The sequence below is a fragment of the Erwinia sp. JH02 genome (genome assembly GCF_013074405.1).
Lineage (GTDB): Bacteria > Pseudomonadota > Gammaproteobacteria > Enterobacterales > Enterobacteriaceae > Erwinia > Erwinia rhapontici.
In genome coordinates this window covers 273,123-289,821 of the sequence record NZ_JABANZ010000002.1, presented here as the reverse complement: position 1 = coordinate 289,821, position 16,699 = coordinate 273,123, and the positions used below count along the sequence as shown (strand labels likewise).

Here is a 16,699-nt window from a genome sequence, read left to right as displayed (position 1 = left end):
AATCTTTCCCGGTTAGTTTCTGCCAGCTATGGTAATACCTTGCCACACAGAAAGGTATCCCCTCTTCAGACGATGTCGACGGGCGGCGGTATCCACGCACGGGAGAAATCAAACCAGCCCCAGGCGTTTAATCGTATGCCTTCAACATCCGGCGGTGCACTGACCTGATAACGATAGTTAAACAGCGGGGTGATCACCGCATCCAACATCAGTTGCTGGTACAACGTTTTTAACCGCTGGTGGCGTTGCTCCAGATCCGGGTAACGCTGCAGGTCATCTAACTGTGTCAGCAGCATTTTCCAACCTGCGGCACCGGATAATATCGGCCACATCGGGTCGAGCCGCAGCCAGCTCTCCAGCGTAAACATCGGCGCTTCGCCAATTAGCCTGTCGCCCATAATCAGGTCAGCCTGTGCAAGTAACGGATAATCTTGCCAGTTTTTTTGTGGATGAAAATGCAGCGTCAACTGACATCCCTGAGTGGCAAGCAGTTGCTGAAGCTTTGCCGCCATAGCGTGCAGCTCCACCGGCAGGTGGTAGTGCAAGCTAAGTTGTGCAGGCAGGATGATATCGGGTTCGGGTTGCCAGTCAGGTATGTGCCAGCCCGGCAGCATTTCACTGCTGGGCGTGATGAGTCCTTCTTCTAATGGCAGCTGTTCAATAATGCCGGACTGATGTACCAGCGACATAATGTGCCGGGCCTGAGCGGGCGAGAGCCCCGCGCGTTCACCTATCGCCAGATAACAGAATCCGAGGCTGATACGCTGGCTAACCGGTTGAAGGGCTTTTAAATCCTGCTGCGCACCAATGGCGATCTGAACAGGATGGCGGCAGCTGGTGCCCAGTCCGGGGTCGAAAAGCTGTGGTGCAATCCAGTATTCAATCGCCTGCATTAGTGGATGTGTAGCGTGATACCAGCCGTGACTTTCCAGACGCAGCAAAGCAGGCGAATTGACCATCAACCGCCACGGCCCGGTGCCAATATCCGGATTATCCGGGTGCGGCAGCAGGCAGGGGACACTTGCCAGACGATGTGCCAGCCAGTTGTCCTGCGTATGCAGATCGATGCGCACGCACAGTGCATGGGCCTGGATAACCGTTTTGACGCTGGACAGCAGACGCTGACCGACCGGGCTGTCCAGGATCATGAGTAGCCGTTGTTGCAGTTGCCCGGTGGTGACCGCTTCGCCATGATGCCAGCGCAACTGCGGGCGCAAAAAAAAGAACCAACTCAGGCCATCATCACTGACTTGCCAGTGATGGGCCAGATCCGGCACGGCGTCATCTCCTGACAGGCGGCTTAATCCGGCAAAGACCTGCTGGGCCAGATGCTGTTCAGCACGGCCGGGCTGCATAAGCGGGCGCAGGGGGTCAAGCGAGCGGTAATAGGGAATACGTAACGTTGGCTGGTTGTTCTGCCATTGTCCGCCCATAAAAGGCTGGAGGAGCTGACTGAGTTGCTCCGGGGCCAGAGGCACAAGTTGCAGAGCGTGTTGTGGATGGCCGTTATCGAGCTGCTGCAACATCAGTTCACTGCGCAGCGTGGCGGGAGATTGCAGAAAGGTCAGAAGGCCACGTTTTCCACGCCCGGATGAGGCATGCCACGTCAGCCAGCCGCATGACTGCCACTGGCGCAGCAGGGTGCGTATATGCCGCTCACTGCAAAAACAGCACTGAGCGATATCAGCGACACTGGTTGACTGAGGTTGCCCGGCGCTGTGTTGCCACAAACGCTGATACTGGTTCAAACGATTGAGTTGTCTCATCTCACCTTAAACCCGGAACAGTTTAAAAAAAGTATTCACTATTAGTTCCGTAAATGCCAGTGGATACTCAGTGCAGATGAAAAACCCATCAACCGGAGAGAAAATGGTGCGTCTTGCTGCATTTGATATGGATGGTACGTTGCTGATGCCTGACCATCAGTTGGGGCAACAAACCCTGCTCAGTCTGCGCGCGCTCCAGGCGCACCCGGTACAGCTCACTTTTGCCACCGGGCGTCACTTTATGGAGATGCAGCCGCTCATGCGGAATTACGATCTGCCGGCTTTTCTTATCAGCGGTAACGGCACACGTATTCATGATCCGTTCGGTGAGCTGCTTTATGCCAGCGATTTGCCACCGGCGGTGGCAAGGCGGGTGATCCATAGCCACTGGGATACGCGTGCCAGCCTTCACGTTTTTAACGACAGCGGCTGGTTTACTCACGACGAGCTCCCGGAGATTTTACAAGCCCATCAGCTGTCTGATTTCTGTTATCAGGTCATTGATCTGCGTACTCTTCCCGAACACCAGGTGACTAAAGTCTGCTTTATCGCTGATTATCAGGAGCTGTGCGCGCTAAAAATTCAGCTGCGCGAGGCTCTGGGAAACAGCGCTCACCTCTGTTTTTCCGCGCAGGATTGTCTCGAAGTACTGCCTCTGGACTGTAACAAAGGGGCGGCGCTGGCACATCTGACTGCGAGGCTCGGCGTGTCGATGGCGGAGTGCATGGCGTTTGGTGATGCAATGAACGATCTGGAGATGCTGGGGCGCGTGGGTCACGGTTTCGTTATGCGCAATGCGATGCATGAACTGAAATCACAACTGCCCCATTTACCGGTTATTGGCGATTGTGCGACACAGGGCGTGTCTCATTACCTCAACCACTGGCTTACCACACCACACCTGGTCTATTCCCCCGAATAATCAGTTCATTGGTCAGTGTGCCGGACAAGGATGTCCGGCTTTTTCGTTTTTAACGGCGCAAGACGGGATTTGCCACCCGTGAAGGCGGGTGGCTTCGCGCACCACGATACAGTGTGAGTAAAATCCCCAGTAAAAATGGCAACAGCAGTAGTAACGATTCGCGGCTGATACTACTGCCATTGATTTCACTTTCCAGCGTGATGGCGATCAGCGGGAACACCAGAAAAACCAGTGATGCCTGAAACGGCCGGGCGACCTGCTGCAAAGCAAAGTAGGCCAGAATACCGCCCACGCCAGCGACGACACCCAAATAAGCGATAGCCAGCAGCGCCTGCGGAGCAAAGGTAGTGACATCGGGAGCTTCCGTCAGCCCTGCCAGCGTCAGTATTAATCCCGCACCGAGGCAGGGCAGCGCGTTGTAGCTCAGCACTGAAATTCCGCCACAGCGCTTTTTACACTGAACGTACATCACTGCGTGAATAAGCACGGCAGCGACCAGGGCCAGAATTCCACGTATCTGGCTTTCGCCGCTGTCGCGGGTTTCATGCCACAGGATCGTGCTTAATGCGCCAAGACTGATGGCCAGCCCGAGCAACTGTTGACGCGAGGTTCGTTCGCGCAGAAACAGCAGGGAAGCCGCGAGGACGGCGGCGGGCATGGTAGCAAAGATAATCGCCGCCAGGCTGGAAGAGGTATAGCGTTCGCCATAGATCATCAGCGTAAATGGAATGGCGAAATAGAACAGCATAACGCAGAGTTGAAAACTTCGCTGGCCTGCCGGAAACAATAGCGGGGCTTTTTTATAACGCGCCAGCAGCAGGAGCAGCGGGGCGGCGCAGAGAAAGCGCAGACCGGTGGCAAAGACAGGGGGAACGGTAGCAACGGTTATTTTCATCGCCATCCATGTGGTCCCCCATGTGAGAGCTACGGCGCTGAATAAAGCTATGATCAACAGGTTACGGTAAGTGTTGGTATGCATCATGGTCATCCCTGAATGAGCTAATGGTGAGTCACCAGATTAACCAAACGGCAGGGGAAAAGGTTGCTATAATAGTGCTGCATTTTTGGCTTGTAGGAGAAAATTTTGCTACCAATACCGCTGGATAAAAAAGATCGCTTGCTGTTAAACCTGCTCCAGCAGGATTGCACGCTCTCTCTGCAGGCGCTGGCTGATGCCGTCAGCCTGACCACCACTCCCTGCTGGAAGCGCTTGAAAAGACTGGAGGATGAAGGCTATATTCGCGGCCGGGTTGCTTTACTCGATGGTGAAAAGCTTGGACTGAGCCTTACCGCCTTTGTTCTAATCAAAACTCAGCAGCACAGCAGCCTGTGGTATCAGCAATTTGTTGATGTGGTACAGGCGATGCCGGAAGTCATGGGTTTCTACCGGATGGCCGGAGAGTATGACTATCTGCTGCGCGTGCAGGTTGCAGATATGAAAAGCTACGATGGTTTTTACAAACGGTTGGTGAACGGCGTACCGGGTCTGATCGATGTCACTTCGAGTTTTGCGATGGAAGAGATAAAATACACCACCGCTTTGCCGGTTGCCCTTTAACCAGCCGATAATCAGGACATTTTTTTGCGACTTTTTAGCCAACTAAGCTGGTATTTTTTGCGCGAATGGCGCCGCTATCTCGGTGCGGTTTTGCTGTTAATCGTGATTGCCTTGCTGCAACTCCTGCCACCACATGTGGTGGGAAAGATCGTCGATGGCGTCAGTCGCGATGGGATGAGCAACGGCCAACTGATGATGTGGGTTGGCGTGATGCTGGCTACGGCAATCATCGTCTATTTATTGCGTTATGTCTGGCGCGTGCTGTTGTTCGGTGCCTCCTATCAGTTGGCGGTAGAACTGCGTGAAGATTTTTATCGCCAGCTCAGCCGTCAGCACCCCGGATTCTATTTACGCCATCGTACCGGTGATCTGATTGCCCGTGCCACTAACGATGTTGACCGGGTGGTGTTCGCGGCAGGCGAAGGCGTACTGACGCTGGTGGATTCACTGGTGATGGGCATGGCCGTACTGATTGTGATGAGTACCCAGATTAGCGGTACCTTAACCCTGCTTGCCCTGTTACCGATGCCGATCATGGCGCTGGTGATCAAACGTTACGGCGACCAGTTACATCATCGCTTTAAGCTAGCCCAGGCTGCTTTCTCCTCGCTAAACGACCAGACGCAGGAAAGCCTGAGCAGCATCCGTATGATTAAAGCCTTCGGGCTGGAAGATCATCAGTCAGGCCAGTTTGCGGCGATTGCTAAAGACACCGGAGAGAAGAATCTGCGCGTGGCGCGGGTGGATGCACGCTTCGATCCGACGATCTACATCGCTATTGGCATGTCAAATCTGCTGGCGATTGGCGGCGGCAGCTGGATGGTCTGGCACGGCACAATGACCCTCGGGCAGCTCACCAGCTTTGTCATGTATCTGGGGCTGATGATCTGGCCCATGCTGGCGCTGGCGTGGATGTTTAATATTGTCGAGCGTGGCAGCGCCGCCTGGACACGAATCCAGGCATTGTTAGCAGAAGCGCCTGCAGTGGTTGATGGAGACAAACCGTTGCCAGAGGGGCGCGGCCTGTTGCAGATTTCGGTGCGGGAGTTTTGTTACCCCGGGGCGCAGCAACCTGCGTTGCGTAATCTGAAGGTTCAGGTTAATCCAGGGCAAATGCTGGGGCTTTGTGGCCCAACGGGATCGGGTAAAAGCACTTTACTCAGTTTGATCCAGCGTCACTTCGATATTGATCAGGGCGATATTCGTTACCACGATATCCCTCTGCCGCAGTTGCAGCTCGATGGCTGGCGTAGCCGACTGGCGGTAGTCAGTCAGACGCCATTCCTGTTCTCCGACAGCGTCGCTAACAATATTGCGCTGGGGTGTCCTGGTGCAACGCAAAGTGAGATTGAGCACGCTGCACAGCTTGCCTTTGTTCATGACGACATTTTACGGCTCCCTGAGGGCTATCAAACTGAAGTGGGCGAACGTGGTGTGATGCTGTCGGGTGGGCAGAAACAACGTATCTCCATTGCCCGGGCATTGCTGCTGAATGCCGAGATTCTGGTGCTGGATGATGCCCTCTCTGCGGTAGATGGCCGCACTGAACACCAAATCCTGCATAACCTGCGCAGTTGGGGCGAAGGACGTACGATTATTATCAGCGCTCATCGTCTCTCTGCCCTGACCGAGGCCAGTGAAATTCTGGTCCTGCAACACGGGCAGGTTGCGCAGCGTGGCGATCATGAGCAACTGGCCGCCGCTTCAGGCTGGTATCGCGATATGTACCGTTACCAACAGCTGGAAGCGGCACTGGACGACGATGAAACAGAACAGGGAGCTGCGCATGGCTAATGTCACTCAATTGTGGCCAACCATTAAACGGCTGCTCTCCTACGGTGCGCCGTGGCGTAAGTCCCTGAGCCTGGCCGTGCTGATGCTGTGGGTGGCCGCTGCCGCCGAAGTGCTGGGACCTGTTTTAGTCAGCTACTTTATCGACAATATGGTGGCAAAACACCGTATGCCTGTTGGACTGGCCGCTGGCCTTGTGGTCAGTTTTCTGCTGTTGCAACTGTTGGCGGCGGCGCTGCATTATTGTCAGGCACTGTTATTTAATCAGGCCGCCGTTGGCGTGGTACAGCGCCTGCGTACTGATGTGATGGATGCTGCACTTCGCCAGCCTTTGGGCGCATTTGATACCCAGCCGGTCGGGCAGATTATTTCGCGTGTTACCAATGATACCGAGGTGGTACGTGATCTCTACGTGACCGTTGTTGCCACTGTATTGCGCAGTGCAGCGCTGGTGGGGGCGATGCTGGTGGCGATGTTCAGTCTTGACTGGCGCATGGCGCTGGTTGCCATCACCATTTTCCCGGCGGTACTGATCGTTATGCTGATTTACCAGCGTTACAGCACGCCGATTGTGCGCCGGGTGCGCAGCTATCTGGCAGAAATCAATAACGGCTTCAATGAAGTCATCAATGGCATGAGTGTGATCCAGCAGTTTCGCCAGCAGGCTCGTTTCGGTGAACGTATGGGGGAGGCCAGCCGCTCTCATTATATGGCGCGTATGCAGACGCTAAGGCTGGATGGTTTTCTCCTGCGACCGCTGCTCAGCCTGTTTTCTGCCATGATCCTGTGCGGATTGATGATGCTGTTCGGTTTTTCTTCTGTAGGGTCGATTGAGGTCGGCGTGTTATATGCCTTTATCAACTACCTCGGGCGCCTGAATGAGCCGCTAATCGAACTGACGACCCAGCAATCGATGCTGCAACAGGCGGTGGTGGCGGGTGAGCGTATCTTTGAACTGATGGATGCACCACGTCAGCCATATGGCGATGACAACACGCCACTTGCCAGCGGCAGTATCGATATTCGTGATGTGACCTTTGCTTATCGCACTGGCCGCCCGGTGTTAACGGATATTAACCTGTCTGTGCCATCGCGCCATTTTGTCGCGCTGGTCGGGCACACCGGCAGTGGAAAAAGTACGCTCGCTAACCTGCTAATGGGGTATTACCCGCTCAGCCAGGGCGAAATCAAACTGGACGGACGTCCACTCGCCTCCCTCAGCCATGCCGCGTTGCGGGGGAGTGTGGCGATGGTACAACAGGATCCGGTGGTGCTGGCCGATACTTTCTTTGCCAATGTCACGCTGGGACGGGATATTAGCGAGGATGCCGTCTGGCAGGCGCTGGAAACGGTACAGCTGGCGGCACTGGCACGTGAGTTACCTGAAGGGATCCATACGCGCTTAGGGGAGCAGGGCAATAATCTCTCCGTTGGACAGAAACAGCTGTTGGCAATGGCGAGGGTGCTGGTGGCCACACCTCAGATCCTGATCCTGGATGAAGCGACCGCGAATATCGATTCCGGTACGGAACAGGCTATCCAGAAAGCCCTGCAGATCGTGCGTCAGCGTACTACGCTGGTGGTGATTGCTCACCGACTGTCAACCATCACCGAAGCCGATACCATTATGGTATTGCACCGTGGGCAGGCAGTGGAGCGTGGCAGCCATCAGCAACTGCTGGCTGCACAAGGGCGCTACTGGCAGATGTACCAACTACAACTTGCGGGTGAGGAGCTGGCAGTGGCAGAGAGCAGCTAAATCGCTGCCGTTGCGCTGCACCAAATTCAGGCGAATAAACACTCAATAACCCTACAAATGCACCGCTCTAACGCATAGCGCACCTTTCTGGTGCGTTTTTTCTATACTCCTTTCTGTGCCTTTCTTTTCTCTGTGATCTGCGTCTCAGCTACGACTCAGACCAGCTCTGACTAATCGTCTGAAAAATTCAGATTTTTAAACTCTGGCACAGCCTTTGCTTTAATCATTTCGTGTCGCTGAAACAACCTATTTTTTTACCTGGAGGGGATCGTATGAAGCTGGTTACCGTGGTAATCAAACCGTTCAAACTGGAAGACGTGCGTGAAGCACTGTCGTCAATCGGCATTCAGGGTCTGACCGTCACTGAAGTCAAAGGCTTCGGCCGCCAGAAAGGGCATGCAGAACTGTATCGCGGTGCTGAATACAGCGTGAACTTCCTGCCAAAAGTAAAAATTGATATTGCTATTGCTGACGACCAGCTTGATGAAGTGGTTGATGTGATTAGTAAAGCGGCCTACACAGGCAAAATTGGTGACGGGAAGATCTTCGTTGCAGAACTGCAACGTGTCATCCGTATTCGCACCGGCGAAACTGACGAAGCAGCACTGTAATTCGGGGCTCAGAATTGTGATGGGATGGGACAAAATGAAAAAACTCGCTAAGTTAGGCCTCGCCGGTGTTGCTCTTTTACCGTCGCTGGCAATGGCCGCTGCTCCTGCAGTAGCCGACAAAGCTGATAACGCCTTTATGATGATCTGCACCGCGCTGGTGCTGTTTATGACAATCCCTGGTATTGCATTGTTCTACGGCGGCCTGATTCGCGCCAAGAACGTGCTGTCGATGCTGACTCAGGTTGCCATGACCTTCGCGATGGTCTGTGTGCTGTGGATGGTTTACGGCTACTCACTGGCGTTCAGCGAGGGCAACGCCTTCTTCGGTAGCTTCAACTGGGCAATGCTGAAAAATATCACCCCTACTGCGGTGATGGGGTCTTACTATCAGTACATCCACGTGGCGTTCCAGGCATCCTTCGCCTGTATCACCGTGGGTCTGATTGTCGGTTCCATCGCAGAACGTATTCGTTTCTCTGCATTGTTGATCTTCGTTGTAATCTGGCTGACCTTCGCTTACCTGCCAATTGCACACATGGTATGGGCAGGCGGCTTCCTGGCGGCTGACGGCGCGCTGGACTTTGCGGGCGGTACTGTTGTTCACATTAACGCCGCGGTAGCAGGCCTGGTGGGTGCTTACCTGGTGGGTAAACGTGCTGGTTTCGGTAAAGAAGCTTTCAAACCCCATAACCTGCCGATGGTGTTCACCGGTACGGCTATTCTGTACTTTGGCTGGTTCGGCTTCAATGCAGGTTCTGCCAGCGCTGCTAACGAAATCGCGGGTCTGGCCTTCCTCAACACCGTGATTGCTACAGCAGGTGCGATGCTGAGCTGGACCTTCGGTGAGTGGGCGCTGCGCGGTAAGCCATCTCTGCTGGGCGTCAGCTCTGGCGTGATTGCCGGCCTGGTGGCTATCACCCCAGCCTGCGGCTATGTGGGTGTGGGCGGTGCACTGATTATTGGTTTGGTTGGTGGATTAGCCGGTCTCTGGGGTGTGACCATCCTGAAGAAATGGCTGCGTGTTGATGACCCTTGTGATGTGTTCGGTGTTCACGGTGTGTGCGGTATCGTAGGCTGCATCCTGACCGGCGTATTTGCCTCCTCTTCACTGGGCGGCGTGGGTTATGCAGAAGGCGTCACCATGGGCCATCAGGTCTGGGTACAGCTGTTCAGCGTCGGTCTGACCATCGTCTGGACTGCGGTTGTTGCCTTCATCGGTTTCAAAGTTGCCGATATGATTGTGGGCCTGCGTGTTCCGGAAGATCAGGAGCGTGAAGGTCTGGACGTCAATAGCCATGGCGAGAATGCTTACAACCAGTAAGTGATTGCTGTGCTGAAGGCTGAAGAAAAGTAGTGCGCTAAAAAATAATAAAAGACGAAGCGGGCCATCATGGCCCGCTTTTTTATGCCTCTGATTATGAACGCTGGCGGATCACCCCTTCCTGCACCGTCGATGCCACCAGCACACCCTGCTGGTTCCAGAACTCACCGCGCACAAAACCACGGGCACTGGAGGCAGAAGTGCTCTCTACGCTGTACAGCAGCCATTCGTTGAGGTCAAAGGGACGGTGGAACCACATCGAGTGGTCAATGGTGGCGACTTGCATACCTGGCTCCAGAAAACCTTTTCCGTGAGGCTGCAATGAAACAGGCAGGAAGTTGAAGTCAGACGCATAGCCCAGCAGATACTGATGAATGCGTTTATCCTCCGGCATGCTGCCGTTGGCGCGTAGCCAGGTATAGCGGGCGGGTTTACTGACATGTCCTTTGAGTGGGTTATGGAACTCCACCGGGCGGATCTCAAAGGGTTTTTCGGATAAAAACTTATCACGAGCCTTCTCTGGAATGTATTGCGCCAGTTGGCGAGCAATGTCTGTCTCAGAGGGCAAGTTATCCGGCCCTGGAACCTCAGGCATTGTTTTCTGATGTTCAAAGCCGCTTTCTGGCCCCTGGAATGAGGCCGTCATATAAAAAATGGGCTTGCCGTTCTGCACGGCTTTTACCCGGCGGGCGCTAAAGCTCTGGCCATCGCGCAGATTTTCCACATCATAAATGATCGCTTTCTGGCTATCGCCCGGGCGCAGGAAATAGCTATGGAAGGAGTGAATAATGCGATCCTGTGGAACGGTTTGTTTGGCCGCATACAACGCCTGGCCGACCACCTGTCCACCAAACACCTGGCGCAAACCCAGATCTTCGCTCTGCCCACGAAACAGACCCTCTTCCAGCGTCTCCAGGTCCAGAAGATTTAACAAGTTTTGTAACGCCTGGCCCATATTCTGTTCCTCAATAGTTTTATCGCCACCAGTTTGCGAGATCCGACCAGTTAGCGTCAACGACTGTTTATGCGATCTGTGTGGGAAGCTGATAAAGCCAGACTTGCGGTGCTTCCAGGAAAAAATCAGCAACTTGTGCCAGAATTAAAGCTACGCAGACAGTAAAAACTGTCTTTGTGCGGCGAAGTGACTGCCGTAAGCATTGATCGGAAGGAGAAACTATCAATGAAATTTTGGCATGTATTAAGTGGTGCGGCGCTGGTTGTAGCAATTTCAGGCTGTGCTGATAAAAGCAAAGATGTGCCGACGCCGACGCTCGGCTCCCAGGTGGCGGGCCAGCAGACGACGATGAAACAGCCTAACGTGAGCGGTACAGTATGGATCCGCCAAAAGGTGGCTCTGCCGCCGGATGCGGTACTGACAGTGACACTGTCGGATGCTTCGCTGGCGGATGCACCATCGAAGGTGCTATCCCAGCGTGCTGTTCGTACTGAAGGTAAGCAGGCGCCTTTCAAGTTTACCTTGCCGTTTAATCCGGCAGACATTCAACCCAATGCACGCATTCTGCTGAGTGCCGCCGTGACGGTCGACGGTAAAATGCTGTTTATTACTGATACGGTGAAGCAGGTAGTGACCACGGGTGGAACACATCAGGATCTGACATTGGTGCCAGTACCTTCCGTTGCCGTGCCAACGCAGAGCGGAGCTGCCACGACGGTGCCATTAACATCGCCAACGCAGGTTTCCCCTTCTTCTGCCGTACCGGCACCCACCTCACTGTAACGTAGTTTTACGCCCCGAAAGGGGCGTTATCATGGTTGCCAGCGATAACGTTTAAGATCGACCTTTCCTTCCTGGGAGACTTCAATCCCTTCGTCTATTAGTGCTCTGCGCTGTCGACCGAGATCGTCCCCCACCAGCGAGATTTCTCCTTTACGGTTAATCACGCGATACCAGGGAAGTTTACTCCCCGCAGGCAGGCGTTTCAGTACGCCTCCAACCTGACGTGCGGCACGAGGAGAACCGGCTAGCTGAGCGATTTCACCGTAAGTGGTCACATAGCCAAAAGGAATGGCGGCGACAATAGTGTAGATGCGTTGTTGAAAGCTATCGTCTTCGAAGGTCATGGTGTTCCGTACCGGGGAAATAAACTGCAGATCGTGCAAGAAACCAACGGTCATCCCGGGGTTGCTTGCAATTGGCAGGGGCATCATTGATAATGCCTGCGCTCTGGTTACCCAGGGCACTCAATGGGGGCCCGGTTGGTTCTCCCGCAATGCTAATTTGTGAACTCGGTCAGATCCGGAAGGAAGCAGCCGTAACAGATGACGCGTGTGCCGGGATGTAGCTGGCAGGGCCCCCACCCAATTCTGCCCTTACCAGCTTTTCCCGCCTTACTCAAACCAGCCACACTCATTAACGCACAAACTTCCAGACCGCTACCGGTATCTTGTCATAAAGCTTATTCATTGTGAGTTCCGCCAAACGGTGATCGGCAGCAGAATAAAATATGGCTAATTCGTCATCAGATAATTCGTACTTGTTCTTTTCAATCACGCGCTCAAGCGTGTCGATAGAACGACAACGTCTGAGGCGCATAAGATAATCAGTTTTCGTTAAAAGTTTGTCTGTCATTATTAAACCGTAGAAAAAGTAATGGGTTGCTAAAAGGAATGGCTGGCCTGGGTCCGACTTGTTGCACATTCTTCTGCAAAAATATTGAACAGTCTCTTTGCTGATTTCTGCCAGCGCTGTAAGTCCTGAGCATTAATGCCGTAATTACTGAACAACATGAAGGTGTCATCAAGATATTCATCAACCTGAGTTATCAGATCACTATCCTCAATGTGCTTAATTTTGTAATTCATCGTGAATGCCGCAATATGCTCAATCAGATCGTTAAGCTGTAGATTGGCAGCAGAGGTAGGATCATTAACCCAGCCGTGATGGCTGTCGCCTAACGTTGCAAGGCTTTCATCGTACAGGCTTTCACTCAAGAATTTAAGCTGGGCAATATCATGCCTTCTCGGCGAGTATTCGTCCATCTTTTTCCCCTCCTAAGCTTGCGAAACATGCTATTTGACTGCACTTTTAAACATGGTGTGCCAGGAAGTGATAAATACATCTCAACTAAATTTATCTATACAAAATATAACTAAAATTAAAATAAACGTTAGATGTTTGACTCATTATTACAATTCATCTGACATTGCATTACGATCGTTATCAATGAAATCAAACACCAGCGCATCTGCGTTCCAGCTAAAATTGACTGACTGGTTGGTTGTTTCAAACGTATCAATATCCAGGCAGGCATTGAACACGTTCCAGTGAAAACTATAGTTAAGTTTATAACGCGATTGCTCCAAATGTTCCAGGGAAATAATTCTGATACTGTCGGGAACATATCGCGCATTTGATGAATACCATTGAAGAGATCCCACAAGGTCATCTTCTATTTTGGGAATTATCTGTTGTATCTCTTGCATTAATTCTAGTGGATTAAGCTCGTCTTGACGATATTTTAACAGTAAGGTTTTGCGCATTTTTTCTCCACAGAGTTAATGTTTACTAATCAGGGTAATTGCTTCTGATGGTAAAATAGACCGCTGTATAAATGAAGTGTAGTCTATGGTGATGATTTGTCAGTTAATTATTTTGTCGCTAAATGCTCTGGTTGTCACTAGCGTAAAGACTTGTTGAGTTTTTTTAATATATATAGGGACATATTCCTTATCGTAAAGTGAAATACTTAGATACATTTTTGCTTTACCGTTACCGCTCGATTCGCGCTATTTTGTTGTTATGTTATAACATTAAAGTGTCATTTCCATGAATTCCTCCCCCGTGTTTTTACGTCTTGGCACATTGTTGAGTTGCCCGGCGTGGCTGCGCATGGTCCTCACCGCGCTGCTGGTGAGTCTGCTGGTTCTGCTAACCTGGTGGGCCATTATCTGATGATCGTACTCAATCAACTCGTTGTTGGCTATCAGCACCGTGCAGTGAGCCCCGTGCTGGGCGGTGAATTTGCCCGTGGCAGTATGACGGCGCTGGTCGGCGCAAACGGCTGTGGCAAGTCAACACTATTGAAAACCTTATGTGGGATGCTGCCTGCTGTCAGTGGCTCGGTCAGTTTTACCACGCCACGCCCTTCCATAGCCTGGCTGCCACAGCATTCTGACATTGAAAAAAGTTTTCCGCTTACGGTGTTTGATCTGGTGGTGATGGGGTTCTGGCGGCACTGCGGCTGGTTCAGAGGGATCTCCCGTCAGCAGCGTCAACAGGCTCTGTCGGCGCTGGATCGTGTCAACATGCTTCCCTTTGCGGAAGCGGCACCTGGGACCCTATCAGGGGGGCAACTCCAGCGTGTACTGTTTGCCCGACTGCTGGTGCAGGATGCGGAATTGCTGTTACTTGACGAACCCTTTAGCGGCGTTGATAGCGACACCATTGCGCTACTACTGGCATTGTTAGCAGAGCGCCATCACGCGGGCTGCACACTCATCGTCGTTCTGCATGATATGGCGACGGTGGCACAGCATTTTCCTCAGGTATTACGCCTGAAAGAACAGCACAGCGAGTGGTCATGCCGCGACTGTGGGGTGACCGGGCTGAACTTCGGACGCAGCGGAGGAGCCAGCGCATGATGTTGCTACACCCGTTTATTGAATTTGGTTTTATGCGTCGTGCGCTGGTTGCCTGTGTGGCGTTGTCTCTCAGTGCCACTCCGCTGGGAGTCTTTCTTTTACTACGCCGCATGAGCTTGGTCGGGGATGCGTTGTCCCACGCGGTTCTTCCCGGTGCGGCGATTGGCTATTTGCTTTCCGGTCTCTCACTGGTGGCGATGGGCATTGGTGGTGCCATTGCCGGACTGACGGTGGCGCTTTTATCAGGTGCAGTGAGTCGTTATACCCCTTTGCGCGAGGATGCCAGCTTTGCCGGTTTCTATCTCGGCTCACTGGCGCTGGGCGTTACGCTGGTGTCATTACGCGGTTCCAGCGTGGATCTGCTGCACGTGCTGTTTGGCTCGCTGCTGGCGGTGGATGTTCCCTCTATCGTGCTGGTCAGTACCATCAGTGGCGTTTCTCTGCTCATTTTTTCCCTGATCTATCGGCCGCTGGTGATTGACGCATTTGACCCCACTTTTTTGCGCGCTCAGAACCGTTGGGCCTCACCACTGGTTCACGGTATTTTCCTTGTACTGGTTGTAGTCAATCTGGTGGCAGGTTTTCAGGTCCTCGGCACGCTGATGAGTGTCGGGCTGATGATGCTGCCCGCTGCCAGCGCCCGTTTCTGGAGTCGGCATCTTTCCGGCACGCTGGCAGCTGCAATGCTACTGGCGACCCTCGCCAGCTTTGGCGGTCTGTACGCCTCATTTTATCTCTCATTACCCGCCGGGCCTGCTGTGGTGCTCAGTGCGGCAATTTTATTCTTTATTTCTATTTTAATCGGACCTTGCGGCGGAATTTTTTCCTCACGCAAAACATTGTCTATGGTGAAGGAGTAAGCATGAAGAAGTTACCTGTAGCGCTGGCATTATCAGCATTAATGGCCACCCCACTGGCGATGGCAAAAACAGTTGAGGCGGTAGCCAGCTTTACCGTGCTGGCTGATATTGTGAAAAATGTTGGCGGTGAGCATGTTGTCGTCAAAAGCCTGGTAGGGCCAAATGGCGATCCGCACAGCTTTGAACCAACGCCGAAAGACAGCCAGGCGCTTGCCCATGCTGATGTGGTTTTTGTGAGTGGCCTGGGGATGGAAGGGTGGATGGACCGCCTGATCACGGCATCTGGCTATAAAGGCCAGACTGTGGTGGCATCCAGTGGCATCAATACCCGTAAAATGGAAGAGGATGGACAGACTATTACCGATCCGCATGCATGGAACAGTATGCAGAATGGTGTGACCTATGCCACCAATGTGATGAATGCGCTGATTGCCGCTGATCCGGAGGATGCGGATTATTTCCGTCAACAGGGGAGCGCGTATATTGAGCAGCTGAAACAGCTGGATAGTTGGGCGCAGAAGGCGTTCAGTACGATCCCTCAAGAGAAGCGTAAGGTGCTGACCAGCCATGATGCGTTTGGTTATTTCGGCCAGCGTTATGGCGTGAAGTTCCTGTCGCCGGTGGGTTTCTCCACGGAGTCAGAAGCCAGCGCCTCTGACGTTGCCGGATTGATTACCCAGCTGAAGCACGAAAAAATCCACGTGTACTTTATTGAAAACCAGACCGACCCGCGCCTGGTGAAGCAGATTGCGGCCTCGGGTGGCGCCACATCAGGCGGAGAGCTTTATCCTGAGGCGTTGACTGCTCAGGGCGGTGCTGCTGACAGTTATGTCGCAGCGTTCAAACACAATGTGAATGCGATGGTCAACAGTATGAAGTAAACCGTGTGCCGGGTACGCCCGGCCACGGTAGTTTGGCTGATACTGTTGGTCGAAAAGATAAAAAAAGGGATAGCGCAAGCTATCCCCTTTGGCATGACGACATGGCTACAGCAATCAGCGTTTCTTTCCGCCCCGGCCCTGTACGGCTTTGAAGCGGGGGTTACTCTTACAAATGACAAATACACGGCCGTGACGGCGAACAATTTTGCAATCTTTGTGACGCTTTTTGGCCGAAGCCAGAGAACTTAATACCTGCATGATGGCTCCTTATTTTTTCATCGCGCCAAGAAAACCGCCAAAACGCTGGCTGAAGCGTGCTGCACTGCCTTCTTTAGCAAAATCTTTCTGTTTACCGGTGTAATAAACGTGTGAGGCAGAAGAGACGTCCAGCAGGACGTATGGCATCTCTTTGCCTTCGTGTTCGATTGTACGGTCAGTTTTGATGGTGGAACCCACCACAAAGTAAGCATCAGCCGTGGTGTCATGGAATACCACCTGGCGGTAAGCAGGATGAATACCCTGTTTCATTTTCTACCCTTAATGTAATGTTATACTATAACAATATTATGCGCTGCCGCTTTTTAAATTGCAACCGCAGAAAGGGCAGGGAAATAGCAAAAAAAAAGGC

20 protein-coding genes and 1 other RNA gene are annotated in these 16,699 nt (G+C 52.8%); 12 read left to right on the top strand and 9 right to left on the bottom strand.

All coding sequences use genetic code 11. From position 1 onward, the window contains the following. Positions 1–65: 65 nt before the first annotated feature. A complete protein-coding gene (locus HHI26_RS06020; RefSeq protein ID WP_133845768.1) occupies positions 66–1,766 on the bottom strand; it encodes an SgrR family transcriptional regulator in 1,701 nt (566 codons plus the stop codon). Between the two features lie 103 nt (positions 1,767–1,869). On the opposite strand from HHI26_RS06020, the gene cof reads away from it, so the two are divergent. Beyond that, the gene (gene cof, locus HHI26_RS06015) at positions 1,870–2,688 is read left to right on the top strand and encodes an HMP-PP phosphatase (RefSeq protein ID WP_171148931.1); all 819 of its coding nucleotides are present in this window, start codon (positions 1,870–1,872) and stop codon (positions 2,686–2,688) included. Between the two features lie 49 nt (positions 2,689–2,737). On the opposite strand, the gene HHI26_RS06010 is transcribed toward cof, so the two are convergent. Next, a complete protein-coding gene (locus tag HHI26_RS06010) occupies positions 2,738–3,676 on the bottom strand; it encodes a DMT family transporter (protein WP_171148781.1) in 939 nt (312 codons plus the stop codon). Positions 3,677–3,772: 96 nt separating this feature from the next. Between HHI26_RS06010 and HHI26_RS06005 the strand changes: the two genes are divergently transcribed. The 5 genes from HHI26_RS06005 to amtB all read left to right on the top strand — a co-directional run bounded on the left by HHI26_RS06005 (position 3,773) and on the right by amtB (position 9,728). After that, positions 3,773–4,246, top strand: coding sequence for an Lrp/AsnC family transcriptional regulator (locus HHI26_RS06005; protein ID WP_133845766.1), 474 nt, complete (start codon positions 3,773–3,775; stop codon positions 4,244–4,246). A 24-nt stretch (positions 4,247–4,270) separates the two neighbouring features. Beyond that, positions 4,271–6,040, top strand: coding sequence for a SmdA family multidrug ABC transporter permease/ATP-binding protein (locus HHI26_RS06000; protein ID WP_133845765.1), 1,770 nt, complete (start codon positions 4,271–4,273; stop codon positions 6,038–6,040). Continuing rightward, positions 6,033–7,796, top strand: coding sequence for a SmdB family multidrug efflux ABC transporter permease/ATP-binding protein (locus HHI26_RS05995; protein WP_133845764.1), 1,764 nt, complete (start codon positions 6,033–6,035; stop codon positions 7,794–7,796). Before HHI26_RS06000 ends, HHI26_RS05995 begins: the two co-directional genes overlap by 8 nt. Before the next feature lie 272 nt (positions 7,797–8,068). Next, entirely contained in the window at positions 8,069–8,407 is a 339-nt protein-coding gene (gene glnK / locus HHI26_RS05990) for a P-II family nitrogen regulator (RefSeq protein ID WP_007886947.1), read from the top strand. 19 nt (positions 8,408–8,426) lie between these two features. Then, positions 8,427–9,728, top strand: coding sequence for an ammonium transporter AmtB (gene amtB / locus HHI26_RS05985; RefSeq protein WP_171148780.1), 1,302 nt, complete (start codon positions 8,427–8,429; stop codon positions 9,726–9,728). A gap of 94 nt (positions 9,729–9,822) precedes the next feature. Here amtB and tesB read toward each other — a convergent pair whose 3' ends face one another. Further along, positions 9,823–10,683: an acyl-CoA thioesterase II gene (tesB, locus tag HHI26_RS05980; RefSeq protein ID WP_133845762.1), complete on the bottom strand. Its 861-nt coding sequence runs from the start codon at positions 10,681–10,683 to the stop codon at positions 9,823–9,825. A gap of 225 nt (positions 10,684–10,908) precedes the next feature. Here tesB and HHI26_RS05975 point away from each other — a divergent pair, with 225 nt between their 5' ends. Continuing rightward, positions 10,909–11,466 (top strand): YbaY family lipoprotein, encoded by a 558-nt coding sequence (locus HHI26_RS05975; RefSeq protein WP_133845761.1) that lies wholly within the window; start codon positions 10,909–10,911, stop codon positions 11,464–11,466. Positions 11,467–11,495: 29 nt separating this feature from the next. On the opposite strand, the gene HHI26_RS05970 is transcribed toward HHI26_RS05975, so the two are convergent. Further along, the gene (locus tag HHI26_RS05970) at positions 11,496–11,810 is read right to left on the bottom strand and encodes an MGMT family protein (RefSeq protein ID WP_133845785.1); all 315 of its coding nucleotides are present in this window, start codon (positions 11,808–11,810) and stop codon (positions 11,496–11,498) included. 133 nt (positions 11,811–11,943) lie between these two features. Between HHI26_RS05970 and ffs the strand changes: the two genes are divergently transcribed. Then, an RNA gene (ffs, locus tag HHI26_RS05965) (signal recognition particle sRNA small type) lies at positions 11,944–12,040 on the top strand. A 59-nt stretch (positions 12,041–12,099) separates the two neighbouring features. Here ffs and HHI26_RS05960 read toward each other — a convergent pair. From HHI26_RS05960 to HHI26_RS05950, 3 genes are all read right to left on the bottom strand, one after another. Continuing rightward, positions 12,100–12,318: an HHA domain-containing protein gene (locus HHI26_RS05960; RefSeq protein WP_133845760.1), complete on the bottom strand. Its 219-nt coding sequence runs from the start codon at positions 12,316–12,318 to the stop codon at positions 12,100–12,102. Positions 12,319–12,347: 29 nt separating this feature from the next. Further along, positions 12,348–12,728, bottom strand: coding sequence for an Hha toxicity modulator TomB (tomB, locus tag HHI26_RS05955; protein WP_133845759.1), 381 nt, complete (start codon positions 12,726–12,728; stop codon positions 12,348–12,350). 147 nt (positions 12,729–12,875) lie between these two features. Next, positions 12,876–13,229, bottom strand: a complete 354-nt coding sequence (locus HHI26_RS05950; RefSeq protein ID WP_133845758.1) for a hypothetical protein — start codon at positions 13,227–13,229, stop codon at positions 12,876–12,878. A gap of 286 nt (positions 13,230–13,515) precedes the next feature. On the opposite strand from HHI26_RS05950, the gene HHI26_RS25610 reads away from it, so the two are divergent. Genes HHI26_RS25610 through HHI26_RS05935 form a run of 4 tightly spaced genes read left to right on the top strand, consistent with a single transcriptional unit; the run spans position 13,516 to position 16,071 of the window. Further along, positions 13,516–13,641, top strand: coding sequence for a hypothetical protein (locus HHI26_RS25610; RefSeq protein ID WP_259151068.1), 126 nt, complete (start codon positions 13,516–13,518; stop codon positions 13,639–13,641). Further along, entirely contained in the window at positions 13,641–14,330 is a 690-nt protein-coding gene (locus tag HHI26_RS05945) for an ATP-binding cassette domain-containing protein (RefSeq protein WP_133845757.1), read from the top strand. The genes HHI26_RS25610 and HHI26_RS05945 overlap by 1 nt, the downstream gene beginning before the upstream one ends. Next, positions 14,327–15,190: a metal ABC transporter permease gene (locus HHI26_RS05940; protein WP_133845756.1), complete on the top strand. Its 864-nt coding sequence runs from the start codon at positions 14,327–14,329 to the stop codon at positions 15,188–15,190. The genes HHI26_RS05945 and HHI26_RS05940 overlap by 4 nt, the downstream gene beginning before the upstream one ends. 2 nt (positions 15,191–15,192) lie before the next feature. Further along, on the top strand, positions 15,193–16,071 hold the full coding sequence (locus HHI26_RS05935; protein ID WP_133845755.1) for a metal ABC transporter substrate-binding protein: 879 nt from the start codon (positions 15,193–15,195) through the stop codon (positions 16,069–16,071). Positions 16,072–16,185: 114 nt separating this feature from the next. Here the strand turns inward: HHI26_RS05935 and ykgO are convergent, their stop codons facing one another. Both ykgO and HHI26_RS05925 read right to left on the bottom strand, forming a co-directional pair. Continuing rightward, the gene (ykgO, locus tag HHI26_RS05930; RefSeq protein WP_012442195.1) at positions 16,186–16,329 is read right to left on the bottom strand and encodes a type B 50S ribosomal protein L36; all 144 of its coding nucleotides are present in this window, start codon (positions 16,327–16,329) and stop codon (positions 16,186–16,188) included. 9 nt (positions 16,330–16,338) lie between these two features. Then, positions 16,339–16,599: a type B 50S ribosomal protein L31 gene (locus tag HHI26_RS05925; protein WP_133845754.1), complete on the bottom strand. Its 261-nt coding sequence runs from the start codon at positions 16,597–16,599 to the stop codon at positions 16,339–16,341. Between the last annotated feature and the right edge of the window lie 100 nt (positions 16,600–16,699).